At 55.2% G+C, this 26,791-nt stretch carries 18 protein-coding genes and 1 tRNA gene; 11 read left to right on the forward strand and 8 right to left on the reverse strand.

What is annotated here, in order from left to right:
- Positions 1 to 4: 4 nt before the first annotated feature.
- Positions 5 to 895, reverse strand: a complete 891-nt coding sequence (locus CR254_RS13340; protein WP_097930766.1) for a LysR substrate-binding domain-containing protein — start codon at positions 893 to 895, stop codon at positions 5 to 7.
- A gap of 127 nt (positions 896 to 1,022) precedes the next feature.
- Here CR254_RS13340 and katG point away from each other — a divergent pair, with 127 nt between their 5' ends.
- Positions 1,023 to 3,227, forward strand: a complete 2,205-nt coding sequence (gene katG, locus CR254_RS13345; protein ID WP_097930767.1) for a catalase/peroxidase HPI — start codon at positions 1,023 to 1,025, stop codon at positions 3,225 to 3,227.
- A 133-nt stretch (positions 3,228 to 3,360) separates the two neighbouring features.
- Here katG and CR254_RS13350 read toward each other — a convergent pair whose 3' ends face one another.
- Entirely contained in the window at positions 3,361 to 4,821 is a 1,461-nt protein-coding gene (locus CR254_RS13350; RefSeq protein WP_097930769.1) for a Hint domain-containing protein, read from the reverse strand.
- A gap of 464 nt (positions 4,822 to 5,285) precedes the next feature.
- Between CR254_RS13350 and CR254_RS13355 the strand changes: the two genes are divergently transcribed.
- Positions 5,286 to 8,294: a hypothetical protein gene (locus CR254_RS13355; RefSeq protein ID WP_097930771.1), complete on the forward strand. Its 3,009-nt coding sequence runs from the start codon at positions 5,286 to 5,288 to the stop codon at positions 8,292 to 8,294.
- Positions 8,295 to 8,349: 55 nt separating this feature from the next.
- Here the strand turns inward: CR254_RS13355 and CR254_RS13360 are convergent, their stop codons facing one another.
- Together CR254_RS13360 and CR254_RS13365 are read right to left on the reverse strand one after the other, a co-directional pair.
- Positions 8,350 to 10,083 (reverse strand): ATP-binding protein, encoded by a 1,734-nt coding sequence (locus tag CR254_RS13360; RefSeq protein ID WP_097930773.1) that lies wholly within the window; start codon positions 10,081 to 10,083, stop codon positions 8,350 to 8,352.
- A gap of 14 nt (positions 10,084 to 10,097) precedes the next feature.
- Entirely contained in the window at positions 10,098 to 10,640 is a 543-nt protein-coding gene (locus CR254_RS13365; RefSeq protein WP_097930775.1) for a heme NO-binding domain-containing protein, read from the reverse strand.
- 234 nt (positions 10,641 to 10,874) lie between these two features.
- On the opposite strand from CR254_RS13365, the gene CR254_RS13370 reads away from it, so the two are divergent.
- From CR254_RS13370 to CR254_RS13405, 8 genes are read left to right on the forward strand one after another with little or no spacing between them, the layout of a single operon-like run.
- On the forward strand, positions 10,875 to 12,116 hold the full coding sequence (locus tag CR254_RS13370; protein WP_245851633.1) for a PP2C family protein-serine/threonine phosphatase: 1,242 nt from the start codon (positions 10,875 to 10,877) through the stop codon (positions 12,114 to 12,116).
- Positions 12,094 to 12,438 carry an STAS domain-containing protein gene (locus tag CR254_RS13375; protein ID WP_097930777.1) on the forward strand — a complete coding sequence of 115 codons (345 nt, stop codon included), beginning with the start codon at positions 12,094 to 12,096 and terminating at the stop codon, positions 12,436 to 12,438. The genes CR254_RS13370 and CR254_RS13375 overlap by 23 nt, the downstream gene beginning before the upstream one ends.
- 20 nt (positions 12,439 to 12,458) lie before the next feature.
- Complete coding sequence (locus tag CR254_RS13380; RefSeq protein WP_097930779.1) at positions 12,459 to 12,851, forward strand: ATP-binding protein; 393 nt, start codon at positions 12,459 to 12,461, stop codon at positions 12,849 to 12,851.
- A gap of 49 nt (positions 12,852 to 12,900) precedes the next feature.
- Positions 12,901 to 14,637 (forward strand): DUF3131 domain-containing protein, encoded by a 1,737-nt coding sequence (locus tag CR254_RS13385; RefSeq protein WP_097930781.1) that lies wholly within the window; start codon positions 12,901 to 12,903, stop codon positions 14,635 to 14,637.
- Positions 14,634 to 15,785 (forward strand): acyltransferase, encoded by a 1,152-nt coding sequence (locus CR254_RS13390; protein ID WP_097930783.1) that lies wholly within the window; start codon positions 14,634 to 14,636, stop codon positions 15,783 to 15,785. Before CR254_RS13385 ends, CR254_RS13390 begins: the two co-directional genes overlap by 4 nt.
- Position 15,786: 1 nt before the next feature.
- The gene (locus CR254_RS13395) at positions 15,787 to 17,613 is read left to right on the forward strand and encodes a glycosyltransferase family 2 protein (protein WP_097930785.1); all 1,827 of its coding nucleotides are present in this window, start codon (positions 15,787 to 15,789) and stop codon (positions 17,611 to 17,613) included.
- Positions 17,610 to 18,941, forward strand: coding sequence for a DUF3131 domain-containing protein (locus CR254_RS13400; protein ID WP_097930787.1), 1,332 nt, complete (start codon positions 17,610 to 17,612; stop codon positions 18,939 to 18,941). Before CR254_RS13395 ends, CR254_RS13400 begins: the two co-directional genes overlap by 4 nt.
- A 38-nt stretch (positions 18,942 to 18,979) precedes the next feature.
- Complete coding sequence (locus CR254_RS13405; protein WP_097930789.1) at positions 18,980 to 19,729, forward strand: hypothetical protein; 750 nt, start codon at positions 18,980 to 18,982, stop codon at positions 19,727 to 19,729.
- A 105-nt stretch (positions 19,730 to 19,834) separates the two neighbouring features.
- Here the strand turns inward: CR254_RS13405 and CR254_RS13410 are convergent, their stop codons facing one another.
- Genes CR254_RS13410 through CR254_RS13420 form a run of 3 tightly spaced genes read right to left on the reverse strand, consistent with a single transcriptional unit; the run spans position 19,835 to position 25,424 of the window.
- The gene (locus CR254_RS13410) at positions 19,835 to 21,178 is read right to left on the reverse strand and encodes an efflux transporter outer membrane subunit (protein ID WP_097930791.1); all 1,344 of its coding nucleotides are present in this window, start codon (positions 21,176 to 21,178) and stop codon (positions 19,835 to 19,837) included.
- Positions 21,175 to 24,282, reverse strand: coding sequence for an efflux RND transporter permease subunit (locus CR254_RS13415; protein WP_097930793.1), 3,108 nt, complete (start codon positions 24,280 to 24,282; stop codon positions 21,175 to 21,177). Before CR254_RS13415 ends, CR254_RS13410 begins: the two co-directional genes overlap by 4 nt.
- Positions 24,282 to 25,424 carry an efflux RND transporter periplasmic adaptor subunit gene (locus CR254_RS13420; RefSeq protein ID WP_245851635.1) on the reverse strand — a complete coding sequence of 381 codons (1,143 nt, stop codon included), beginning with the start codon at positions 25,422 to 25,424 and terminating at the stop codon, positions 24,282 to 24,284. The genes CR254_RS13415 and CR254_RS13420 overlap by 1 nt, the downstream gene beginning before the upstream one ends.
- 128 nt (positions 25,425 to 25,552) lie before the next feature.
- On the opposite strand from CR254_RS13420, the gene CR254_RS13425 reads away from it, so the two are divergent.
- Positions 25,553 to 26,140: a TetR/AcrR family transcriptional regulator gene (locus CR254_RS13425; RefSeq protein ID WP_097930797.1), complete on the forward strand. Its 588-nt coding sequence runs from the start codon at positions 25,553 to 25,555 to the stop codon at positions 26,138 to 26,140.
- Positions 26,141 to 26,609: 469 nt separating this feature from the next.
- On the opposite strand, the gene CR254_RS13430 is transcribed toward CR254_RS13425, so the two are convergent.
- Positions 26,610 to 26,686: transfer RNA gene (locus CR254_RS13430), tRNA-Met, on the reverse strand.
- Positions 26,687 to 26,791: the final 105 nt, after the last annotated feature.

Here is a 26,791-nt window from a genome sequence, read left to right on the forward strand (position 1 = left end):
GACGTTAAGCAGGGGTCAGCCCGCGCAAAACGTCCGCAATCCCGTGCAATTGTGAATCCAGCGGGTTGGTGCGCCGCCAGATCATCCCGATCGTACGCTTTGGCACCGGATCGGCAAAACGCGCCACGCTGACCGGCGCAGTGCTGGTTTCCAGCGCGATGGCCATTTCGGGAATCAGGGTCACGCCGATCCCCGCACCGACCATCTGCACCAAGGTGGTCAGCGAACTGCCATCCAGCCCGTCACGCGGAATGCTGGTCGGCGTGGCGCAGAACGATAGTGCCTGATCGCGGAAACAGTGCCCCTCCTCCAGCAATAACAGGCGCATCTGACGCAGCGCCTCACCATCGGGAACCGGCTTATCCGCATCTGCCTGCGGGCGGACCAGAACGAAATCCTCGTCGAATAGCGGGGCCTCGGTAAAGGCGGCGTCGGACACCGGCAGGGCAACAACCGCCGCGTCCAGACGCCCCTGCCCCAGCTCCTCCAGCAGACCATTCGTTTGGGTTTCACGCACATGCAGGTCCAGCGCGGGGTTCAGCCGCGTCAAACGCTGCACCATTTTGGGCAACAGATAGGGCGCAACGGTGGGGATGATCCCGATCCGCAGGCGGTCGGGAACCCTGCCTGCCTCGGCCCGCGCCAGATCGCCCAAATCACCCACCGCGCGCAGGATGTCCCGCACGCGAACCTCCAGCGCCTCGCCCAAGGGGGTCAGTCGGACCCTGCGCGCTGTCCGCTCAAACAGTGGCGCGCCTAGGTTTTCCTCCAGCTCGCGTATCTGCACGGACATGGCCGGTTGCGAGATCGCGCACTGTTCCGCCGCATGACCAAAATGGCCGTGCTGCGCCAAGGCCTGAAAATAGCGAAGCTGTCTGAGCGTGACGTTGTTCATAGCTTTTAATTATCGCAACGATGAAAATATGCAACTTAATCTAATCAATCCGATCTGCTATGTGATTCCCAAGCCGGACCCAAAGGTCCCCCCAAAACACGCAAAATCAAAGATTTGGAGAGTAGCAATGGACGGAAATGATATGAGCACGGGCGGCAAATGCCCCGTCATGCACGGCAGCACCAACAGCACACGCACAAACCGCGATTGGTGGCCGAACCAGTTGAACCTGCGCATTCTGCACCAGCACAGTGCCGCAGCGGACCCGATGGGTGACGATTTTGACTACGCGGCCGAATTCGCGAAGCTGGATCTGGACGCATTGCGCGCCGACCTCGCCGCGCTGATGACCGACTCGCAGGATTGGTGGCCCGCAGATTACGGCCATTACGGTCCGTTCTTTATCCGCATGGCGTGGCACTCCGCAGGTACATACCGCACGGCAGATGGCCGTGGCGGCTCCACCTCGGGCAGCCAGCGTTTTGCGCCCCTGAACTCATGGCCTGATAACGGCAACCTCGACAAAGCACGTCGCCTGCTGTGGCCGATCAAGCAGAAATACGGCGCTCAGATTTCGTGGGCTGACCTGATGATCCTGACCGGTAACGTCGCACTGGAAACAATGGGCTTCAAAACCTTCGGTTTCGCCGGTGGCCGCGTTGATATCTGGGAGCCTGAAGAGGACATCTATTGGGGTGCGGAGGCCGAGTGGCTGGCGGAATCCGGTGGTGAGGGTTCGCGCTACACTGGCGATCGTGAGCTGGAAAACCCGCTCGCCGCTGTGCAGATGGGCCTGATCTATGTGAACCCGGAGGGGCCAGACGGAAACCCTGATCCGGCAGCATCCGGCCACGACATCCGCGATACCTTTGCCCGTATGGCGATGAACGACGAGGAAACCGTCGCTCTGGTCGCGGGTGGTCACACCTTTGGTAAGGCTCATGGCGCGGGCGATGCGGCGCATGTCGGTGCAGAACCTGAAGCGGGCCGTATCCAGGATCAAGGCCTCGGCTGGTTGTCCACCTATGAAAGCGGCAATGGCGTGCACACCATCACCTCGGGTGTTGAGGGTCCATGGACGCCAACACCGACAACGTGGGACATGACCTATTTCGATCACCTGTTCGGCAACGAATGGGAGCTGACGAAATCCCCCGCCGGTGCAAACCAGTGGCAGCCTGTTGGCCTGCCCGAGGATGCAAAGGCCCCGCAGGTTGATGGCAACGGCAACGTGCCCATCATGATGACTACTGCCGATATGGCGCTGCGCACCGACCCTGCCTATATCGAGATTTCCAAGCGGTTCCACGCGAACCCCGAGGAATTCGCCGACGCCTTCGCCCGTGCTTGGTTCAAGTTGACGCACCGCGATATGGGTCCAAAGGCCTGCTATCTGGGCCCGCTGGTCCCGTCCGAAGACCTGCTGTGGCAGGACCCGGTTCCCGCTGTTGATCACCCGCTGGTCACTGATGCCGATGTCGCAGCGCTGAGCGAGAAAGTCCTCGCATCCGGCCTGACCATCTCGGAACTGGTTTCGACGGCTTGGGCTTCTGCCTCCAGCTTCCGTGGTTCGGACAAGCGTGGCGGTGCAAACGGTGCGCGCATCCGTCTGGCCCCGATGAAGGATTGGGAGGTCAACCAGCCTGCTCAATTGGCAAAGGTTCTGGAAACCCTCGAAGGTATCCGCGCCGAGTTCAACGCGCAGGGTGAGACGAAAATCTCCATCGCCGACCTGATCGTTCTGGCGGGTAATGCGGCTGTGCAAGCTGCTGCGAAGAAGGCTGGCCACGATGTGACCGTACCCTTCACCGCAGGGCGTACCGACGCAACACAGGAACAGACCGACGTTGAGGGCCTCGCCGTGCTGGAGCCTGTCGCCGACGGTTTCCGCAACTACCTGCTGAAGGAATATAACGTTCCTGCCGAGGAACTGCTGATCGACCGCGCCCAATTGCTGACACTGGGCGCGCCCGAGATGACAGCCCTTGTCGGTGGTCTGCGTGTTCTGGGTGCCAACTTCGATGGCTCCACTGCTGGTGTGTTCACCGATAAGCCGGAAACACTGACCAACGATTTCTTCGTCACGCTGATGAGCATCGACATCGTTTGGACCCCAACCGATGAAAGCGAGCAGGTTTTCGAGGGTCATGACCGTAAAACCGGTGAGAAACTGTGGGATGCAACCCGCGTCGATCTGGTCTTCAGCTCGAACTCGCAACTGCGTGCATTGGCTGAGGTTTACGGCGCTGGCACTGACGGCACCCGTTTCGTCAACAGCTTCGTCGCCGCATGGACCAAAGTGATGAACGCCGATCGCTTCGACGTGAAGTAAGCCTGAACGCTTATGCCCTAAAACTACGGCTATCGGGGGAAACCTCGGTAGCCGTTTTCGTTGCGCGAGATCGCGCCGACATTACGGGACCGGGCCGTTGGTCTGAAGCCACACTACTTCCGACGTACAACGCTCATACAGCGTGCAGGTCAGACAGCTTATGAACTGCTTTACGCTTCGCGATTGAACGGGCAGTGCACCAAGCTTGCTTTGCAGAGACCATTGGCAATCGCTGCCCGGCCGGACTGAACATATCAGGGAAAATTGCGTTAAACTCCGCAAGAGCATCCTTGGTCATTGAGCTCAGCGCCTGTGGGCCGGGGAACATGCTTTCCGCTGGCCGCCCATTGGCAAAGATAATCTGATGAGCATCAAACACCAGATGGACATATGTAATGGATCGACAGCCCTGCATTCGGCGCACCTGCCCGCCACGGGCATCGGCCATATGGGTGGCACGAACCAGGACCTCCTCACCAGCTTGCTTCACAAGCATTGCATGTTGTGGGGAAACGACCAGTGACCGTTCCACCCCGAACAAACCAGCGCTTAGGATGAGCGGCTTTAGCTTCGGATTGCTTGTTAATGTGTCATGGCACAGCTTCCGACATGCCACCATCACCAATGGTTGCAGCTCGTTATCCATTGTCTGGATCAGGTCACCCTGACGTAACTGATCGATCCGCACTTCGCCATTCTGCGTCGCAATCATCGTTTCGCTGGAAAAGCAGACAACACCGGTTTCATCAATCTCCAGACTGTCACGGCCGGTGAATGACAGCGTAGGGCCGGAAAAATCCGTGCCGTTAAAATCGATAACACCATCGGCTATGTCATCATTCATAGCGCCGAATGCGGTGGCAAAATTCGTGCCTGCCGCAGCATTATACGCACTGAGAGTCCTGTCGTTGAAAACACCTGTCAGATCGACGAAATCATTATCACCGGTAAAGGTGGTAACGCCCTCATCACCAGCAGCGCCAGTATTACCAACACCAAAATCGATGATGACGTCATTAGATGCGCCATCCCAGATGAACAGATCGCTACCGTCGCCTCCAATCAGGGTGTCGTCACCACTGCCGCCATCCAACGTATCGGACTGCGTCCCGCCGTCCAATCTGTCAGAACCGTCACCGCCAGACAAAGAGTCAGTGCCCGCCAATCCGGTTAACTCGTTATCCTGCCCATTTCCGGTAAGGACATCGCCAATGGCCGTATTGCTGCCAATGACATTTTCAACATTAATGATCGTTTCTGTCGTGTTGTTATTCAGAAACGCGCTGCCGGTGTTCAGATCAACATTCAGAGTAATGTTCTGACCGGAATTTTCAAAGGTGACTGTATCGACACCGTCACCCCCATCAATGTAATCGCGGTTGATACCGGGGTCGATAAAGTCGTCATCAGCGCCACCCAACAGAGTGTCCGCGCCCGAGCCGCCTATAAGCGTATCGTTTCCTACGCCACCATTCAGCCGATCATTTCTGGCACCACCCGATAGGGAATCATCACCATCCAAGCCTGAAATCGTATCTGCTTGATTGGTGCCATCGAGCGTGTCATCGCCGTTGGTGCCATTTATGACAGCCATGCTCCCCGCCCCCAATGACCGCAGCGACCCAAGTGTGATTGCACATAGGCTAAAACTCTATGGCCAAGCCCAAACTAACCGATCCTGCTGACATTGGTAAGCCGTGCGGCGGGCAGGATTCGCCCCCGTGCGCGGGCACACGACAAGCTTCTGCACCTCAACACTGAGTTGAAATGCCCGAAATCCACCAATTCAGAGTGCATTGCATCAGTGTCAAAAACCATAACCAACTATAATAAAACATAAATTTTTACATATCGCATATTCAAACAAAGCTATCTATGTGACTATACCTAGCACAGTGCCAACCTTCCATTTGATCGCAACCTATCCTTTTGCCCCATCCTTTACCCTTCTGCCGGAGCGATATTTTCTCCGCAATTTGCGAAAACATTGCTCAAGAAATGGTAACCGTGGCGCGCCCTTCTCGTTAGTGGCCGCACTGATCATAGAGATGGCAAGCAATGACAAGCGTAACTTCGCAAGAGACCTACGAGTACCTTGGCACCGATGAAAACGATGCACAGGCTGATGGATATCAAAACCAGGATGGCGCCATTCTGGATGCAAACTCCGATGATGTTAGCAAGGTAAACGGCCTTGAAGGTGATGATGAAATCTTCACAGGCGACGGCAACAACCTGGCTGCCGGCGACATGGTCGGTGATGAGTGGTCCTATATCGACGGTAAGTGGGTATATGATACCTCTGCCGTCATCGTAAGCGATTATGGCGACTCCGACTCCTTTGACGACACAATCACAACCGGCAGCGGCAATGATGTTCTGCTGGGCAATGGTGGTGATGACACGCTTTCGTCCGGTGCAGGCGCAGATATTGTAAATGCGGGCCGTGGTAACGACGTCGCATTTGGCGGTACTGGCGACGACCTGATCAACCTTGAGGACGGCGACGATTACACCGAGGCTGGCCTGGGTGCAGATATTGTAAATGGCGGCGCTGGCGACGATGTCATCTTTGGTGACGTTAAGGGTGCGAACCTGCTGGCTGCATCTGACAAGTCGGCAACAAACTTCGCAAAGCTGGCCGAAGCCGCCGCTTGGTCCATGCAGGACACATACGGTACTTCCACTATCTCGCAGTCTGCTGCGACCGTTGCAGGCGAAACCTACACGATCTCCTTCGATCTGGCCGCTAACCTGGCTGGCGGAAAAGCGACCGGAAAGGTCGAGGTTCTGTGGAACGGTGAGGTTGTCGATACAGTTGAGGCCAAAACCGGTGCCTACGAGAAATTCACCGTTGATGTTCTGAGCACTGGCGATGAGGGCGAGCTGAGCTTCCGCGAATTGCTGCCCGAGGATAGCACCGTTTACAACTTCGACGGCCCAATCGTCACCTACGACAAGACGATGTCCTTCGGCGGCGAAACCACGACCGTTAAGGCATTCGCCGCAGGTCAAGCGAAGCTGTATCAGGTTGTCGATGGCGCACTGAAAATCTTCGACGTGCAGGCCAAGGAATATGTGGATGCAGGCTCCGCGCCGAACTTCCGGATCAACTCCGTTGGCTTCAATATCGACGACGATCTGATCTACGGCGTTGCGAAGTCCGCTGGTGTGGACTCGCTCGGCAATGCAGTAGCCACCACCGATATCGTCATGATCGACGCAGCCGGTGAAACTTACCGTGTTGGTGAAGGCTTCTATGGCGACTACGTCGGCGATTTCGACGATAGCGGCAACCTGTGGACGTTCCATACATCGTTGGACCGCATCAGCGTTGTCGACGTGGATCAGCTCGACGCGAACGGCAATCCAGAAATCACGTACTACAAGTTCCCTGCCGACATGTTCAAAGACCGGACCTATGATCTGGCCTTCAATGCTGCGGACGGTAGCTTTTATGCAGTCGTATCGCCTCGCAGCAACGGAGCCGAAGGCAAAGTCGTAAAAATCGACGTAAGCGAGGTTGCCAACGGTGGTGAGCCGACCTTCTCGGAAGTTGCGATCACCGGAACGCTCTATGGCGATCAGATGGAACCCGGCATGGCAAGCGGTGCCTATGGCGCGGTCTTCATGGATGGCGAAAGCAACCTGTATTACGGCCTGAACAAAGGCGATCACGACCTGGACTCCGGCACTGCGATCCAGGGCGCGATCTTTAAGGTAAATGTCGACTGGAAGACCGGTCAGGCCTATTCCGAATTCATGTCCGAGGCCCCCTCGACCGGCTCCAATGACGGCGCTGTCGATCCACGCTCCACCGATGCATTCAGCGAAATCGACGCTGATGCCGCAGTTCTGATCCGTGAACCCGCCCTGACCTTGGTCGTTGGCGGAAATGATGACCTGCGCGGTGGCGACGGCAAAGACGAAATGCACGGCAACGAAGGCGACGATAAATTGTTCGGTGGAAATGATGACGACATCATTTTTGGCGATCAGGGCAATGACTACGCCGCTGGCGGAACCGGCAATGACTTCGCATCAGGTGGTAGCGGCAATGATACACTTCGCGGCCAAGCGGGCGACGATGAGCTTGAGGGCGGTGAAGGTGATGACCAGTTGTTTGGTGGAGCCGACCAGGATGCAGTGAACGGCGATGCTGGTAATGATCGTCTATACGGCGGTGCCGGTGCAGATACTTTGAACGGCGGAACTGGCAATGACTCCATTTGGGGCGGATTCGACAACGATGTTATTTCCGGCGACGACGGTAACGACTTGCTGATCGGTCAAATAGGTGACGACCAATTGTCAGGCGGTGACGGCGACGATCAATTGATGGGACAGCTCGGGGACGATCAACTGTCCGGTGGTGCCGGTGCCGACCAACTGTATGGTGGAGATGGCAATGATGCGCTGAACGGCGATTCTGGAAATGACCGCCTGTTTGGCGGAGCCGGTACAGACATTGTAAACGGTGATGAAGGCGCCGACTCTGTTTGGGGTGGAGATGGCCATGATGCACTGAACGGCGATGCAGGAAATGATCGTCTGTTCGGCGGAGCTGGTGCAGATACTTTGAACGGCGGTGACGACAATGACTCCGTTTGGGGTGGGCTAGACAACGACGTTGTTTCAGGCGGCAACGGCAACGATATGCTGATTGGTCAGCTCGGTGATGATCAGCTGTCCGGGGGTGCCGGTGTTGATAAGCTGGTCGGTGGAACCGGTGCCGATGTCCTGAATGGCGGTGAGGGCAACGATCACCTCTGGGGTGGGCAGTGGTCCTCTGACAATGACGCCGACGTGTTTGTTTTCGAGGGCGGCACTGGCAAAGACTATGTACATGATTTCGAGACCGCGAATGACGCAATCGACCTGTCCGCGTTCGATGCTGATTTCATCTCAGTTCAGGAAGCAATGCGCGATTTGGGCTGGGCGACCGTGATCGATCTCAACAAACTGTCCGGCGGCAGCGAGGGTGATCTGGTTGTACTCAAATCGGTTGATGCCAATGACCTGAGCAAAGAGAACTTCCTGTTGGGAAGCGATACTCTCGAATTCTAAGCTGAAACCTGAGACGTCATCCTAGGTGACGCTATGATATGAATTGAAGCTGCCTCTAAATGGCAGCTTCAATTTTTTGTATCTGGCCCGATATTTCCTCGACGATCTGGGAAATCCTCGCATCCTCAATAGACGATGCTTGCGTCTCCAGCTCATTGGCCCCGTTCGCAATTTCAGTGAACCCCAATGTTAGCGAGGATCCACGCAATGAATGTGCCTGTTTGGCAATTGCACCGCGGTCATTTGATTGCCTCAGCTGCGCGATCTCACCGACACGCTGTTTGGAATCATTGATGAAATCCGCCACGATCTCGACCAGATCGTCGAGGGACAAATACTCCGTTAATTCCGCCACGGCACCTGGTGCCATCAAATTAATGAGTTCTGGTTTGTCATCCTCGGCAGGGGCTACCTCCGCCGGTATGGTTGGCGGCACGGTGGCGCTACCTTGATGATGCGAATTAATTGCTGTCTCCAATGCCTGTTTGAGTTCTTCGAACGGAATTGGTTTTGACAATACAGCATCAATTCCAACGCTTGCTGCATCCTCTGCGATGGCATCCATAACATGCGCCGTTAATGCGATGATCGGGGGAATATCAGATTTTGGCCATTTTTCACGGATGCATTGTGTCGCCTCCAAGCCATCCATCTCGGGCATCGCAATATCCATCAGGATCAGGTCGAATTTTCCCGGAGCGAATTCCTCAACTGCGATCCGACCATTTTTCGCAAGAACAGCCTCTATATTCATTCGGTCGAGATAGGTTAGCAGCAACCTTTGATTGATAATGTTATCCTCTGCGATAAGTATTTTCTTACCATCGAGAGTGATTTTGGGCTCATCAACCGGATGTATCTCCTCTGGGTCTTCTTCAAGTTCGGAAATCACCTCGACCGGAAGCTCGAACCAGAATGTAGACCCCACACCTGCCGTGCTATCAACATCAATGATACCACCGCATCCCTCAAGGATACGCTTGCAAATTGCCAGTCCCAGTCCGGTGCCCTGAGCCGCCGCGGTCAGGGGGTTCGCAACCTGAGAGAAATCCTTGAAAAGATCAGACCTCTTATCCTCAGGTATACCGACACCAAAATCTTGCACTTCAACCCGTAGCAAACCGCCCTTTGGATGAGGCGTCATTCTTGCGCGCAGGTAAATCACGCCCTCTTCGGAATACCTGCATGCATTACTAACAAGGTTAGATAAAACCTGCCGTATTCGCGTCGCATCTCCGGAGAATAGTTTCGGAACCGACCTGTCAATTTCCAAACTTATTGTCCGGTTTGCGGCGGCTGGATTCATACCCGCCAGCATTCGGACGCTTTCGGCCAAAGCTCTGATGTCGATACTTTCTTCCTCGAAAACAAAAACACCCGCATCCATTTTCGAGAAGTCGAGAACATCATTTACGATGCGGTTCAAACCCAAGCCCGCCGTTTTGGCGTAAGTCAAAAGCTCCAGCTTTTCAGGATCGGTTTCATCCATAGTCAGCAGGTCGATCATGCCCAACATGCCGCCCAGAGGTGTACGGATTTCGTGGCTCATCGTTGCAATAAACCGACTGCGTGCAAGGGATGCCGCCTCAGATTGCTCTAACGCTTTCCGCAATTCGGCCGTGCGCTGCACAACCGCATTTTCGAGATTCGCAGAATGTTCCGTAAGCTTTTTGTTGGCGAGAAAGAGCTCACGGCTCTTTTCCTCCAACAGCTTTTCTGCCGCCTCTCTGGCAACCTGTTCACGATTATAACGGCGGCGGGAAACGCGGTCATCTGGGACGGAAGTCATTACCCTACCTCAATTCAGCTCGGCCGCTTGATCTGAAATGTTGTCGAGTTGGGATCAGCATGGACAGGGCAACGCGAAATATCAGCCTTTTCATCGAATTGATCGACACATGCCTCGATCATGCCATGGCAAAAATCGACAAGCGGGCGTGGCGACGAATATGTCATATCCAAATGATCTGCTGTCACGCGCTCCGTCTCGAACTTTGGCAATTCGGCGTCAGGATATAGCTTTCTGACCTCAACGTGGATTTCGCCATCGATTGCCTCAAGCATGGCAAAGGCGTTTTTCTTGTCCGCGAAAAATTCAGGATAGTGCACAACGAAATGCGCTAGCATCCAGTGGCCGAATTTGCGCTGCAAAACATCACCGCTAAGTCCGGATTGCGCGCTTGCCGCCTCAACGATTTTCACCAGTTCGGAACAGGGATAATTGCCAACTGCGGTGAAGGCGCCACCATTTTCAAGGTTTGCCCGATCCAACATATCGTCGACTGCATCTTCACCGAAGGCTTCTTCTGCCATTTTGATCAGCTCAACAAAAATCGTACCCTTCACGGCATCGCTCCCCAACCTAGAATGACAACGATGGATGCATGGTTGCAGACAAATGTTGTCGTTAAAATTACCGTTGATAATGATGAAGTGTTGCCGCTTAATGTCAATCGTAGGAATTTATCGCGATGTGGTTATCAGTTTGTAGATTCAGTGTAATCAAAGATTTATAAGGGTTGTGCACTAGGTGGCATGATCGTGACTTACCAAAGTTGGGACATCGAACATCGGAGTTAAGTGCAGTTAAACGGTAAGGCGATTTCGGTTTTAATTATGAGTGATAGTCGGCTTAAAATTATTGTTGCTGAGGATAATCCCGTTCAGCGAAAATACCTGGCGCTGGTCATTGAGAAGCTGGGATTTGAGGTTTTGCAGGCCAGTGATGGTCTGTCTGCACTGAAATTGGTGCAGGAAACAGGCACACAAATCGTCATCAGTGATTATCAAATGCCAGGCATGGACGGCATTGAGCTAACTCAGCGCATCCGCGATCTGAACCTGGATTATTACGTCTACATCATCATGAATACCGGCAGCGAAGTGGATGGCGTTCGCAGTCAGGCATTGGACGCAGGTGTCGATGATTTTCTGACCAAGGGGCGCAGTCCCGTATTGCTACAAGCACGATTGCGGGCCGCTACACGCTTGATTCACCATGCATCGGAACTGGCGGAACGCACCCGAATTCTGAAGGAATCAAACGAGCGAATTGAGGCTGATTTGCGCGCCGCCGCAACGGCGCAACGACAGCTTTTGCCAAATATTCACGAGACTATTCTGGGTTTTCGCGTGGCGTCAGCCTTCGCTCCGTCCTCATTCGTGTCCGGCGACATGTTTGGCTGCATTCCGCTAAGCCCGACAAAATTGGGATTTTATGCCGTTGATGTTTCCGGCCACGGCGTACACGCCTCGCTGCTTTCCGTTGCGATCGGGCACCTGATCACGCCGGAATTTTTTCAAACCAAAGTGTTGGCCGACCCTGACAAGCCCGACCCCGCGGCACTGGTAGATGATCTGAATCAGCGGTTCTGCGCATTTGATAGTGATGAGTATTTCACCATGTTCTGCGGTGTAATCGATACGACATCCGGTGAATTTTACTTTTGTCAGGCTGGCTACCCATCCCCCTATTATGTTGAGGCCTCTGGCAAAGCACATGAAGTGGGCGATGGTGGGTTTCCTGTCGGCATGTTGAGTGTGGCGAGCTATGAAAACAACGTCATGACCTTCGAGCCGGGGGCATCGCTTGTGGTTCTTTCCGACGCAGCCTCGGAGGCGGAAAACGCTGCTGAGGTGGCGTTCGGCACAGACCGTTTGCGCGATTTGGCCGCCACTATTGCGGATATAGGCGCAGAGGCGCTTCCCGATAAGATTATTAACGCACTAGCGCAGTGGCGTGGCGGCCGACCCCTAGAAGATGACTTAACTATTGTGGCTCTAGAGAGGACCATATCGGATGATACACACAACCTCGTATGACCCTGATATTACGGCAATTAGACCGGGTATTGAGCGTTTGACGGCCATGAATGCCAAGGCGTTCAAGGATGAGATCATCAGCTTGATCGATGCTGGTTCCACGCAACTGATCGTAGACTTCAAGGACATCACTTTCGTTGATTCATCCGGCCTTGGCGCGCTTGTCGGCATTTTGAAAAAAATCGGCAATCGTGGTGATTTGGCCTTGGCGGGATTGAACTCGGATGTGGTTCGTATGTTCCAGATCTGCCGAATGGATCGCGTATTCACAAGCTATCCCGATGTTGCGTCGGCAGTACAAACGATGAGCGAGCGCCCGTGACGGGCCCTCAGATATTTCGAATGACGAATCGGCTGGACGATGTCGATGCGATGGTCGTCGAGTTAACGACGGCCATTGATGACAAGCTCGCCATGGATACGCGATTCAGATTCGAAATATGCCTTAGTGAGGCGCTTACAAATTTGGTTAAGCACGCCAAAACATCGGATGCAGACGCGCCAATAGAACTGCATCTTACGACCGAAAACGACACCGTCATCATTGATCTATTTGATCCGGTTGGCGCCCAACCTTTCGATTTGCGCACAAAGGCGCCCGATCTTGATCAGGTTGACCTGCTGGCAGAAAGCGGACGCGGCTTAGGCTTGATTGTGCAATGCGCCGATAGTGTTGATTACGGACCAGTTAATGGCAAGAATCGTTTGTCTCTAACTTTTACAAACGCCGCATAGATATTGGCGTTATACTACTTGGAATATTAGCTTTTTCAGGAGCGTGGACATGTCAAAAAATGGACTCTTCAGGGCCTTTGCGGCCGCAGCAATCGCGGTTCCATCGCTTACATTCCCGCTTGATGCCGTTGCACAGGCACTGGAGGCTGATGTTGAACCGCAAAGCATCGTTGTAGATGACGTTACGCTGAACGGAGCGGACTATAACAGCGTCACCATACGGTCCGAATCCCCGATTTACATCGATTACCATGACGGAGAGGGCTCCGCCCGTGCCTGTGATCGTGCCTCGGATGGTGCAACACCGCATTTCGGGCGCAACGGCGCCCTGACGGATCGCGAATATGAAATGGCGCGCGTCGCGTGGTCCTATTTCGAACTGCGATTTCAGCCGGATACAGGTTTGGTAAACGCGGTAGGCGGCTTCCCGTCCACGACGATGTGGGACACTGCATCCTATATCAGCGCCATGGTCGCCGCATATGAGTTATGCGTGATCGAGAAGCGGGATTTTGACGCGCGCGCCACGCAACTATTGGGCACTTTGCGCAACCTCGACCTGTATCGCGGCGAGGCACCAAACAAGGTGTATCACACCGGCACCGGCGAGAAGGTGAACTACGCCAACGAAGCTGGTGAAGTCGGAATGTCCGCGCTGGATATCGGTCGTTTGCTTGTTTGGCTGCGCATCCTAAAGGAACGGCACCCGCACCTCGCAAACAGTGTGGATAACGTTCCCATGCGCTGGAACTTCTGCAACCTCGTCAACGAGGATGGCCGGATGTTTGGCTCATTCACGCAGAGCGATGATACGACCCGCTATGTTCAAGAGGGGCGTCTGGGTTACGAAGAATACGCGGCCAAGGGCTTCGCCTTGTGGGGTTTTGATGTCGATCGCGCCATGTCACCAGAACCGCTATCCTATGTTGATATCTATGGTGTGCCCGTACCCTATGACGGACGTGATCCGCGTGTTTTCCACAACCAGAACTACGTTCTGACCGAGGGCTATATCCTCGACGGGCTAGAGATGGGATGGGATATGCCCACCGATCGCAGCGGCGACGGTATGGTTGCTTCCCATGGCTGGCGTGCGGAATTCGCGAACCGCATCTATTTGGTACAGCAGCGCCGGTATGAGCAAACGGGCATCATCACAGCACGGTCCGAGCACCAGCTGGATGGGCGACCCTACTTTGTGTATGACTCGATTTTCGCAGATGGATATCCATGGAACACCCTTGATCCAACGGGCGAATATCAACCGGATCGGGCTGCGGTCTCCGGCAAAGCGGCTGTAGGCCTTTGGGCGCTATGGGACACCCCCTACACGGACCTGTTGTTTGAAACTGTCGCGGACTTGTCCGTGCCGGAACGTGGTTTCCAAGAGGGTCTGTACGAAAACGGAAATGGCGTCATTCCCGTACAAACAGCCAACAATAACGGGATTATCCTCGCCGCGCTGCTGTACAAGGTCAGCGGACCGATTTTGCAGCAAGTTAGCGACAATGCGCAGGTTTGGGATACAGCATTTGCCGGCACCGATATTCGCGCCAACAAATGTCATCCGGATGCAACGCAGATCGAGGTGCCATGCTGTGCATGTGCCAATCCCGTTCAGCTGCCACCAGTGATCCCGCTGGATGAGTACCTCTACTGCCGTCCGATCCCGACATTCGGGGAAACGGCGGCAACGGATTGTCGGCCTGAATTGCACAACCTGCCACCGCCCGAACCGCGCCTTGTGCACGGTCAAAGCTGCCCGATACCGGATAATTACGAATGAGCGCACAAGGTAAGCCACGGCTGGTTTGGTTCGATGCGAACCGCGTTTTTGCGGCGTTTGGTGTTGTATTAATCCATTCCAGCACCGATTTCGCAGGGCAGCCATTCCCCGAGGCAGGAGTGGAGGGACGTCTCCTTCCAGTCTTTTTCCGCTCGATAGGTGAGTTTTCCGGCTCCGAAATGTTTTTCCTGTTCTCGCTGTTCCTGATGGCGCTGCGGGTTGACCGGAAAATGCCTTCCTACTCGACAGCGATCGGTCAGCAGGCGAAACGCTTGCTGGTTCCGTTCGCGTTCTGGGTGGTTTTCTATGCCTTTTTCCGGCTGATAAAGGCGGAGGTATTCGACTACACGCCCTTTATCTGGGATCAGATCACACAGCTAAAAAGCTGGGCGGGCTACTTTATATTGGGCAAATCCCAATACCACATGCACTTCCTGCCAACCCTGTTTGCGCTGTTCCTGTTCTATCCGATCATGCGGTTGGCGACGCGATATCCAATTCTGGGACTAACGGTGTTCTTTACACTGGGCGTGATGAACAACACGCAGGCTTTCCTGTGGTCCTTGGACGTGGACCCTGTGCTGCGCGAATACGCCATTCGGGCGATCAAGATTTTTGGATATGTCGGCTACGGACTTGCCGCATTTGCGCTGTATGGCCTGTGGAATGACGGCATTCCGCGTGGTGAATCGCGACTCGTGCGACGGGGCGGGCTGTACTTTGCCGGCATGGCCTATATCGCGACATTGCCGTTTTTTGGTTACGCGGTCGAAACAGGATCGTGGGGCGTTCGCAGCGGTTGGGACTTTTACGGCCACTTCCTGATGCCATTGTTTATCTTTGCCGTGTTTATGGGCGGGCAATATATGCCGTGGTCGCGGAAATGGTCTGAATACGCGAAATACACATTCGGTATTTACCTGATGCACCCGCTCTTTATCGATCTGTTCGATATCGTTCTGTATACATCCAATCTCTATCAGGCCTTATCGCCATGGATGATTGTACTCCTGCGGTTCCTGATCGTGTTTTATCTGTCCTACATGGCAGCCAGGCTGTTGGGACGGGTGAAACTGCTCGCATGGACAATCGGCCTTGGGGCGACACCTTGGGATCTGTACCTGAGCAAGAAGAAGGCAGGTGTCTAATATGGACGACTACTTCCTGAAATACGAAGACCGCCAGCCTCCTGAACCTCTGGGCTACAGCATAACCCGGGAGATGTTGTGGCAGTTTCTGGCTGTTATCGCGCTGGTCGTAGGGGCGTGGTATATCTGGTGGCGCTGGACAGGCTCGCTCAACCCCGAGGCGCTGTGGTTTGCGATCCCCTTGGTCATGGCTGAGACCTTTGCCTATTTCGGCATGATTCTGTTCGTGTTCAACCTGTGGAAGGATGATCCCATCGACATCCAGCCGGCGCCGGAATGCTTGGCTGATGTCACCGAAAACCACCCCGAGGGGGAGCGGCAGATCTCCGTCGATGTGATGTTCGCAACCTATGATGAGGATCCAGAACTGGTGCGGCTTGGCATTATAGACGCCAAGAATATGACCTATCCGCATCCGATCGATATTCGTATCCACATTCTGGACGACGGGCGACGCCCTGAAATGCGTGAAGTAACGGAATCCGAGGGCGCAAATTATATCAGCCGAACCACGAATGAGGGGTTCAAGGCCGGCAATCTGCGCAATGCGATGGAGCAGACCTACGGTGACTTTATGGTCATCTGCGATGCAGATACCCGCCCGTTTCCGACGCTGCTTGTGAATACGCTCGGGTATTTTCGCGACCCGAAAATGGCATGGGTCCAAACCCCCCAATGGTTCTATGATTTGCCCGCGGGCGATACACTCGACACAGTTTGGGGGAACCGCCTAGGCCCGATTGGTGCAAAGGCTGCGACGCTTATTCAGCGCATTGCGGGCCCGATCAGGGTTGGAGCAGATCCGTTCGTTAACGACCCCAAGATGTTTTACGATGTCATTCAGCGTCGCCGCAATTGGGTGAATGCGTCGTTTTGTTGCGGCGCCGGTTCGATCCATCGCCGTGAAGCCGTGATGGAGGCCGCCCTACGCAGCTTTGGCTCCAAAGTTCAGCAACGCACATATGCGGCCGAGGAGGTCATCACCCTCACCAGTAAGGAGCGCGAAGTTGCACCCGAGCTGATGGAGGCAATCCGCACAGAGGCGGCGGCGACCGAACTGTTAACGCCATACCGCTTTCACGTTTCCGAGGATATTTTCACCTCGATTGTTCTACACGCAGATCGCAGGCGTGGCTGGAAATCGAAGATGCATCCCATTGTTGAGAGCAAGATGCTGTCCCCGCAGGATTTGCTCACATGGACCGTACAACGCTATAAATATGCCGGCGGTAGCTTGGATATTCTGGTGAACGACAACCCGATCTTTAGGCCGGGCCTGACATTTTCGCAAAGATTGATGTATGGAACGACGTTCTATTCATACCTTGCACCGCTGTGGAACATGGTCTTTTTGTTTTCACCAGCAATCTACCTGTTTACCGGCGTTTCCCCCGTATCCGCCTATTCCAGCGACTTCTTCATGCACTTGATCCCGTTCCTGGTAACGCTGGAACTTGCGATGATGGTGGGCACATGGGGCATCTCGGGATACGCCGCCAAGGCGAGTTATCTATCCTTTTTCCCACTAGGAATGCGCGCGATCTATGCGGTTTTCCGTGGTCAGAAGATTTCCTTCCCCGTCACGCCAAAAGTTCGACAATCTGGAAACTTCCTGCGCCTCGTGCGCCCGCAGTTATTCGTCATTGGCGTGACTATCGTTGCTGGCATCTGGGGAAGCGCCGCACTCCTGATCGACAGTATGCCACATTCGCCAAGTGGTGTTGTTGCTAACCTGCTGTGGGGATTAAACAATTGCTTTGCCATGGCTGGCATTATCGGTGCTGCAATGTGGGTGCCGAAAGAAGATGAAGGGACGGTCGAGGAATGAGCTTTCGTCAGAATTTGATCAATGCCAGAAGTCACATCGTTTTTCTGGTCGCTCTTGGGTGTGGACTTACCTTGGTAACCTATATCGAATCCGGCCTTCAGGAGGAATCTGTGCACGTTGTTGAGGAAGTTCCCGATGCAATCGCTGCATTCGAGGATGTAACGCCTCTGCCCTTGGCAATCACCGGTGTCAGTACGCCAGAGGATCTGGAATACGCTGCAATTGCGTGGCGCTATTTCCAAAACAATACCAACCCCGACACCGGCCTCGTCAATTCAGTTGATAACTATCCCTCAACAACCATGTGGGAAACGGGATCGTATTTCGTTGCGACAACCTCCGCGCAGCGCCTTGGCCTGATTGATGAGGCCGAGGCCGTAGACAGAATTGGCCTCGCCCTGGATACACTGATCGGTATGCGCCGGTTCGATGATCTGCTGCCGAACAAAGCCTATAACGTTAATACTGGCGAGTTGGTGGATTATGCGAACCAGGCAGCCGAGCGGGGCCTAGGGTGGTCCGCTCTGGATATCGCCCGACTGGTCGGCGCCTTGGGCATTGTGCAGAACAATTACCCAGTGCTTGCACCGCAGGTTGCAGACCTGCTGGCACAGTGGGATCTGGAACAAATGATCGAGGATGGCCAACTGATCGGCGGCAATATCCGTGAGGATAACCTGCGCCGCGATCAGGAGGGCCGCGTTGGGTATGAACAGTACGCAGCCAAGGCGATGATGCTGTTCGGCTACGACATGTATCGCGCCTACCGTGCCGAAGATAACCTGATGGTTCAGGATGTTGAGGGGCTACCAATCCCCGTAGATACCCGCATGCATCGTGGTGTCACACCGGCATTCACAGTTAGTGAGCCCTACGTGTTTGACGGTCTGGAGTTCGGCTTTGATGCTCGGTCCCTGCGGTTTTCAACAGCGATCTATTCCGCGCAGGAGGCTCGATATGCAAATACCGAGATCCTGACAGCCGTGAGTGAAAGCCACATAGATGTAGCACCCTACTTTATCTACTCATCCGTATGGGGGGGCGGCTCCCCATGGTCCGTCATGACATTCACGGGTGAGCGTATGGACAGTAAGCGTACAATCAGCACCAAGATTTCCTTCGCTTGGGACGCCCTGTTCGGCACTGATTACACGCGCGAATTGCTCGCCGCAATTGCACCACTAGGCGACCCTGAGCGGGGATGGCCCGAGGGGATTTACGAGATCGATGGCAGCACGAACACCTCCGTAACCGTGAACACAAATGCAGTCGTTCTTGCATCCCTGTCATTTCGCGCTCACGGGCCGCTTTTACGAGTGGATCGTTGAGGTTAGCGGCTCTTTTAGCTTTGGTGATAGCGCCCTCGATGGCGCTGTCACAGCCATGCGTGACATCCTCCTTTGACGTACCGCTGCCCGGTGCAACCGGCATGCGTAGCTACGTTATGGATGTCCAATCAGCCCAGTTCCCGGGCCTATGGCAGGAGGGCATCGTTGCCGGCTATGCCTACCACATCTACGCTAATGGCGACGCCATATTGCAATCCAGCGCCTCAATGCCTGAATGGGTCATCACACTGAAATGCGATGCCTCTGCTCAGGAATGCACGACTGAAACGCTAGGCACACCACCTGACCGCGCGGATGAAGTTGCAGTTGCACTGGGGCAGTGCTTTTGGCGCAGCGATCTGACCGAGCGTGAATTTGGTCAGCAGCCCCCTCCGGAAGCCCGCATCTTGGCGCTCGAAATGACTGCTCCAACGACACCGAGCCTACCTATTGTTGAAATACCAAGGGCTGACATCACACAAATACCACGCTTGAACCACGTCACGCTGGAACTGCCCGCTCCACAGCAGCCGGATGCGCTGTCACCCGATTTCCGCAGTGTTGTAGTACTACATCCGATCTGCGCGACTGTGAGCTCTCCATCCGAGAGCGCGGGGTTGCTTCTACAGCAGCTATTAGTTGCCGCGGGCGCGAATCCGGGACCAGTTGATGGCATCATCGGACCACGAACCCGGAATGCATTGGCAAGTGCCCTGCCCGACTGGGATCAGACGCAACCAATCGAGCAGGCCGTAGGTAACCTAAGAGACAAAATCTGCCTCTACTGAGGGATTAGCGTCTCCTATATGGAGGGGGGCCTTTACGCCGATCTATCGCAGAGCAAGCGGCGCTAAAGTCCCTACATCCTTTAGCTTACAGTGATCTCCACGCACTTATTCCAAGGCCGCCGCTCCTGCTCCCGTTGCAATTTTCAGGGTTGCCCAAGCTTGGGCTGCGTCATTAATCGCCGAGGCTGCTGAGATGCGCGCGGTAGCGGCATTCCTGTCGGTGTCCAACAAGTCCAAAAGTGTGGTCGCGCCGTTGCGGTAGTTTTCCTGCGCTAGGCTCAACGCTTGCGCATAATCCCTCGCCGCTGTTTGCAGTAAAGATGCCCGTTGGCGATAACGGGACAGGTTGGATTGTGCGACCTGCACGTCCTCAACCGCGCTGAGGATTTCCGCGCGCCATGTCAGCTCGAACTGCTTTGCAACGGAGATTTGCGCGTCGCGATTTGCCCGCAGTAAGCTCTGGTTAAACACAGGAACTGATAATTGTGGGCCAAAGGACCAGCTGTCATTGCTGTCGCTGCGCCCGATGGACCCCGACAAGGATAGCGACGGATACAGCGCGGCCTCTGCAACGCCTACGTCGGCCAGTGAACCGGCCAGATCGGCCTCGGCACTGCGGACATCCGGGCGGTTGCGCAGCAGATCGGCAGGTATGCCGGTTTGCGCAGTATCTAGTATGCGAAGCTGCGCGGCACCCTTTTGCATCTGCTCCATGATCGGGCCGGCCGGTTCGTTTAACAAGGTGGCGATGGCGTAGACATTTGCGTCAAACAGCGCGGCGTAGCGCGGCAAATCGGCCCGCGCTGTGGATAGCAAGGCCTGTGCCTCGGCGATCTCGTATTGCGTTGCCCCGCCTGCATCGAACTGGCTTCGGGTGATGTTCACGGTTTCTTGGCGAGCCCGAACCGTGTCGCGTGTTAGGGCTAATACCTCTTGGTAATAGCGGGCATCCGAATAGGCCGCGATTATTTCTGCCAGCCACGCCAAGCGCGTTGTTTCAGCCTGTGCGCGGGTGCTTGCCAAGGAGGCAACCGCCCCTTCCTGTTCGCGCTGTACGCTGCCGAACAGATCCAGCACAAGCGATGCGCCCAAGCTTCCCGACGCAGTGGTCGCCGTTGCAACCCCCTCCCCGCCCGAGCGCGAGACGGAGGCAGACAAGGACCCGTCCATTGCCCCCGCCACACCTGTAGCCCTCAATTCGGCCTGCGCCTGACGGATCGCTTCGGTTGCGAGCATCACATCAAGGTTCTGCGCCAAACCGCGTGTAACCAGTTCTGTGAGGATCGCGTCATCATAGGTCAGCCACCACTGTTCTGTCGCTACAGCGCCAATGCTATCCGCCGTACCGCCCACAAAGCGGGTCTGCAACGGGACCTCGGGGCGGTGATATTCGGGGCCAACCGTGCAACCCGCGACCAACAAGCCGGCAATAAGGACGTAAGATTTCATTGTTCTTTCTCCATGCGGGGACGGAATATCGCTGTTGTTTTAATAACGGCCACATAAAAAACGGGGATCATGACGATACCGATCACTGCGGAAAACACGATGCCACCAAGCATGCCCGTTCCGATCGATTTCTGGGCGTTCGCACCAGCGCCAGAGGCCAGAACGAGCGGAGTAATTCCGAACCCGAAGGCCAGTGACGTCATCAGGATCGGACGCAAACGCTGGCGTGACGCGGACACGGCTGCCTCGACCAGCGCCATACCTTGGGAACGTAGATGTTCGGCAAATTCGACAATCAAAATGGCGTTTCGCGCGGCCAGCCCAATGGTCGTCAGCAATCCAACCTTAAAATACACATCATTTGATTGGCCAAAATACCACGTCGCAGCCAACGCACCCAAGATGCCCACAGGCACCGAGAGCATTACAGCAAAGGGCACGCTCCAACTTTCGTACAATGCTGCAAGGCAGAGAAACACCACCAAGGCGGAAAGCGCATAGAGCGTTACCTCCTGATTACCGGATAACCGCTCCTGATAGCTTAGCCCTGTCCATGCCGGCGCAAATGTTCCGTCCAAACCGGCGGTCAGCTCCTCCATCACGATCATGGCGTCGCCTGAGCTAAGCCCTGCGGCTGCCTCGCCGGAGATTTCCAACGCGCGCGTCCCGCCATATCGTGCAAGTTGCGGCGTCAAGGACACCCATTCCTGAGTGACAAAGGCTGACAGCGGCACCATTTCCGAGCTGTCATTGCGGACATACCATTGATTTATATCTTCGGGTTGCATCCGCCATTCGGCATCGCCCTGCACGATCACGCCACGCAGGTCATTGCCAAGCGGAAAATCATTTACCGTCGAGCCGGAGAACACTGTGGACAGCATCGAATTCACGTCAGACAGCGACACACCCAACGCCTCGGCCTTCTGCTGATCAATCTGCAATCGCAACGCCGGCTCGGTCGCCGCATCATTACCACGCAAATTGGCGACACGCCCGTCCTGCGTCGCCAGCGCGACCAGTTGATCGGCAGCCGCACTCAACCCCTCTTGGCCGACGCCGGATTGATCGACCAGATACATTGTGAAGCCAGATGACGTGCCCAAGCCGGGAATGGCGGGCGGCAGCAATGCAAATACGGTGCCCAAACGGGATTGAGAAAACGCACCATTTAACCGGTTCATCAGGTCCGATGCGCTGTCACCGGGGCGCTCCTCGTAGTCCTTGAGCTTAATGAACATCATAGCGTAATTTTGGCCCGTGCCGCCAAAGCTGAATCCCACATTGGCGAATACGCTGGTGATTGCCTCGGATTCATGGGTCAGCAGATGATCCTCAATGGTAGAAACCATCTGCTCGGTTTGCCGCACGGTGGACCCTTGCGGCAGTTCGACAATCGCCATCAGCACGCCTTGGTCCTCGGTTGGCAGGAATGATGACGGCAACCGGTCATAGAGCGAATATGCCCCCAGCCCGACAAGGCCCAGCACAATCATCATGCGGAACGGGCGCAGTGCTAGGCGATTGATCGCGCTGCCATATCCGTGTGTCAAACCATCCAGCCGCGCATTGAACCAGCGAAACGGTGCGATGGGTTGCTTACCATGATCCGCTTTCAGCAATTGCGCGCACATTGCGGGCGTCAGAATCAGCGCAACAAACAGAGACAGAACCATTGCCGAAATGATCGTGACCGAGAACTGTTTATAGATAACCCCGGTCGAGCCGGACATGAACGCCATCGGCAAGAACACCGCCGACAGAACCGTAACGATGCCGACCAGGGCGGTCGAAATCTCTCCCATGCTTTTCTCTGTGGCCGCGATAGGATCGAGGCCTTCGTCCTTCATCACGCGCTCGACGTTCTCGACGACAACGATGGCATCATCCACCAGCAAACCGATGGCGAGCACCAAGGCAAACATCGATAAGGTGTTGATCGACATGCCAAAGGCCGCCAGCACGCCAAATGTGCCTAGCAAAACGACCGGAACCGCAATTGTCGGGATGATTGTCGCTCGCCAGCTTTGCAGGAATAACAGGATGATCAGGAAGACCAGAACCACCGCCTCGATCAGCGTGTGATAGACTTGCTCAATGGACTCTTCGACAAAGGGGGATGTGTCATATGGATATTCAACGGTTACGCCTACGGGGAACGCGGATTCAAGCCCATCAATAACCTCGCGCACGGCCTCTGCCGTATCGACGGCATTCGATCCTGTTGCCAGATTGACCCCGAAACCCGCAGCGGGATGACCGTTATACCGGCTGGAACTGCCGTAATCTTCCTCGGCCAATTCCACCGTCGCAACATCCGCGAGGTATACCGCTGAGCCATCCGAGTTCGTTTTGAGCAGGATGTTTTCAAAGTCTTCGATAGAGGTCAGCTGTGATTGCGCCGATAGGGACACCGTATATTGCTGCCCTTGCACGGTAGGCTGGGCGCCTAAACTGCCGACAGTGACGTTTGTGTTCTGCTCCGACACAGCCGTTGTGACATCAGCCGCTGTCAGTTGGTATTCATACAGGCGCGTGGGGTTCAGCCAGATCCGCATGGCATATTCCGTGCCGAACACACTGACCGATCCGACCCCATCCGTGCGTTGCACCGCGTCCAGAATGGTGCTGCTAAGAATATCGCCAAGCTCCAATGACGTATAATTGCCATCCTCGCTGACCAGCGCACCTACCATCAGGATGGAGGAGGTGGACCGTGTCACAGATACACCCGCGCTGGTCACGCTGTCGGGCAATTGCGACTCCACCAGTTGCAGCTTGTTCTGCACCTGTACCTGCGCCATGTCGGGATCAACCGAGTCGTCGAATGTCAGCGACACGCTGGCTGATCCCTCGCTGGAGGAAGATGTCATATATGACAAGCCGTCCAGCCCAGTCAGCCCGTTCTCGATGACAGTTGTCACCGAGTTCTCGACCGTCTCGGCTGAGGCACCGGAATATGACGCGCTGATCCGCACGGTGGTGGGGGCAATGTCAGGATATTGCGAGATCGACAGGCTGGTCATGCTGTAAGCGCCAACCAACATGACAGCGATGGCCAGAACCCACGCGAAAACGGGGCGATGAATGAAGAAATGTGCCATTATTCGGTCTCTTCACCGTCTGTCGAGGGGGCAGCGGCGGCGTCTGTATCAGCCAGATCACGCACCAGCCCATCCTCATCAATCATCGCCGCGACCGGAAGGACATCCTGTCCTGCCTGCAACGACGATAGCCCGTCCACAATGATCCGGTCGCCCTCGCTCAACCCCTCACGAACAATCCATGAATTTTGATAACTTCCGTCATCGCTCAAGGTGACTTGCTCGGCGGTGCCATCTTCACCGACGATGAACACCGTCAGATCGCCGGAATTTCCGCGGGTGGCGGCGCGTTGCGGCACAAGGAATGCCTGCACGGATCCTACAGTGATCTCACCACGCACAAAGGAACCCGGGATCACGACATGATGTTCGTTTTCAAACTGGAACCGCACGGTCACACTACCCGTTGTGGTCGATACGCTGTTGCCAGGTGTCACCATTTGCCCCACACCGCGAAATACATCACCGTTTTCAAGAAATAGCGTCGCCTGCATGTTATCGGCCTGCTGCAATGAGCCGTCGTCAATGCCCCGCCGGACAGACAGAATGCGGGAGCTTGCCTCGACCATATCCACGTAAATCGGGTCCGCTCGCACGATGGTCGTCAACTCGTCGCTTTGTCCCGATGTCACCAGATCACCGACCGACACGTCTGACACATCAGCCCGCCCGATAATCGGGCTTGTGATCGTTGTCCATGACAGCTCGACTTGGGCGTATTCAACAGCGGCTTCGTTCGCGTCGAGGGTAGCCTGCGCCTCTAAAAGGCTTGCACGCGCGGTTTCGACTTCTGCCTCGGTATAGCCGCGTCCCGCCAATTGTTCGGCACGGTCAGCTGCCGATTGCGCGACCTGAAGGTTGGCCTGTGCAATGGCGACATCTGCTAGCGCGGAGGCCTCTTGTGCTAGATAGGCAGATTTGTCGATCTGAAACAGGGGATCGCCCACTTCAAGTTGTTGACCGGGGGTGTAAAGGATCTCTTCGATGACGCCGCTCACACGCGGGCGGACCTCAACCTCCTGAAACGCAACGGCGCGGCCCGGTAGAGTTGCAACCTGCGGCACAGCTTGCAAAGTGGCCTCGATCACCCCTACCTCAACCGGTCCTGAGCCCATTGGCTGTGCGTTTGATGGTGTGTACATGGTCGCCACCACGCAAAATACGCTGGTAAAAAGCCGGATGCGGGAGGTCATCGCTGTTACATTCCTATCTGAAACCTTTACAATAATTCCCAGTATGCAAATGCTGCATAGTGCGCAAGGAAATCCCCATGACACTTTCGTTACGAGAAAAGCGCCGACTGGAAACTGCCCGTGATATCCACAAGGTCACTTTGAACCTCGCAGAGGCTCATGGGCTCGATGAAATCACTACAGAGGAAATCGCCGCAGCGGCGAGCATCAGCACGCGCACGTTCTTTAATTACTATGCAAACAAGGAAGCCGCTGCTATCGGCACGCCGCCAGGTTTTCGTGCGGAGGACAAGAGGGCGTTGTGTACGGGGACCACGCCAATTTCACAGGACCTGAAAACATTTCTAGACACACACATTGCCCGACTGGCAGAAAATGAGACCATCCTACGTAAAGTACGCAAAATCGCCCACGAAAACGCCAAGGCTCGCGCCGTACTAGATAGCATCCTCGCGTCGGAATGTGAGGAACTGGCAACCTGCCTGCGCTCACGCCTTGTCGACCCACATGTCGCAACCGCACTGGCCAATTTCGGCGTTACCGCAACGGCGCAGAGCATACGCCTTTGGGAACGCTCGGACGATCTAAGCCTTCCAGAAGCTTTCAACCGTATCTGGAACAGCCAAATAGCAGCCGCGCAGTTACTAACGGTTTCGACAAGCTGATCGCAATCGACTGAAACTCAGCTTACGGAAAGCTGCATCGCCGCGTCCTGAACGTCGGTCCACGTCCGTTCTGGGCCGTTAGTGCGTTGTAGTATGCACCAGCGCACAATGCACTGCGCACCACTTCCAAAGAACCGAGAAGCTTGGTCTCTACGTCTGTGTGGGGTGAGGTTTGACGCAGTGCGCACAGCCTGAAGATGCAGAGCCGCGCTGCCTTAGCATATGACAGCCTCTCTTCGCATTTTTGGTGCAAAGCGAAGCACTTGTATTGAGCGGATAAGTTAGCGAGCTGTGCTAACGCGCCTTTTGTAGCTCACTTATACATCACGCGATTTTATTTGCGTGCGGCCTATCCGCCACAGCGAATGTCTGGACTCAGCTGCTTCCAAAGTGCTTCCACGGGTGGAATCCCAACGCAGAAAGCCACCCTGAGGTGGCTGCTAAAGTATTGTAATGTCTGATATATTTTTGGTTGCGGGGACAGGATTTGAACCTGTGACCTTCAGGTTATGAGCCTGACGAGCTACCGGGCTGCTCCACCCCGCGTCAAAGGTGTATCATCATTGTTTAGAGAGAATTGAGATATTGACAGGTTTGGCGGTGACCTACTCTCCCACGACTTAAGTCGCAGTACCATCGGCGCGGCGGCGC

Source organism: Pontivivens marinum, from assembly GCF_900231835.1.
In the GTDB taxonomy this organism is placed as follows: domain Bacteria; phylum Pseudomonadota; class Alphaproteobacteria; order Rhodobacterales; family Rhodobacteraceae; genus Pontivivens; species Pontivivens marinum.

Bases quoted from the DNA above. Each gene is read 5' to 3' on its own strand.
- CR254_RS13340 (WP_097930766.1), bottom strand. From the start codon at position 895: ATGAACAACGTCACGCTCAGACAGCTTCGCTATTTTCAGGCCTTGGCG.
- katG (WP_097930767.1), top strand. From the start codon at position 1,023: ATGGACGGAAATGATATGAGCACGGGCGGCAAATGCCCCGTCATGCAC.
- CR254_RS13350 (WP_097930769.1), bottom strand. From the start codon at position 4,821: ATGGCTGTCATAAATGGCACCAACGGCGATGACACGCTCGATGGCACC.
- CR254_RS13355 (WP_097930771.1), top strand. From the start codon at position 5,286: ATGACAAGCGTAACTTCGCAAGAGACCTACGAGTACCTTGGCACCGAT.
- CR254_RS13360 (WP_097930773.1), bottom strand. From the start codon at position 10,083: ATGACTTCCGTCCCAGATGACCGCGTTTCCCGCCGCCGTTATAATCGT.
- CR254_RS13375 (WP_097930777.1), top strand. From the start codon at position 12,094: ATGATACACACAACCTCGTATGACCCTGATATTACGGCAATTAGACCG.
- CR254_RS13380 (WP_097930779.1), top strand. From the start codon at position 12,459: ATGACGAATCGGCTGGACGATGTCGATGCGATGGTCGTCGAGTTAACG.
- CR254_RS13385 (WP_097930781.1), top strand. From the start codon at position 12,901: ATGTCAAAAAATGGACTCTTCAGGGCCTTTGCGGCCGCAGCAATCGCG.
- CR254_RS13390 (WP_097930783.1), top strand. From the start codon at position 14,634: ATGAGCGCACAAGGTAAGCCACGGCTGGTTTGGTTCGATGCGAACCGC.
- CR254_RS13395 (WP_097930785.1), top strand. From the start codon at position 15,787: ATGGACGACTACTTCCTGAAATACGAAGACCGCCAGCCTCCTGAACCT.
- CR254_RS13400 (WP_097930787.1), top strand. From the start codon at position 17,610: ATGAGCTTTCGTCAGAATTTGATCAATGCCAGAAGTCACATCGTTTTT.
- CR254_RS13405 (WP_097930789.1), top strand. From the start codon at position 18,980: ATGGCGCTGTCACAGCCATGCGTGACATCCTCCTTTGACGTACCGCTG.
- CR254_RS13410 (WP_097930791.1), bottom strand. From the start codon at position 21,178: ATGAAATCTTACGTCCTTATTGCCGGCTTGTTGGTCGCGGGTTGCACG.
- CR254_RS13415 (WP_097930793.1), bottom strand. From the start codon at position 24,282: ATGGCACATTTCTTCATTCATCGCCCCGTTTTCGCGTGGGTTCTGGCC.
- CR254_RS13420 (WP_245851635.1), bottom strand. From the start codon at position 25,424: ATGTACACACCATCAAACGCACAGCCAATGGGCTCAGGACCGGTTGAG.
- CR254_RS13425 (WP_097930797.1), top strand. From the start codon at position 25,553: ATGACACTTTCGTTACGAGAAAAGCGCCGACTGGAAACTGCCCGTGAT.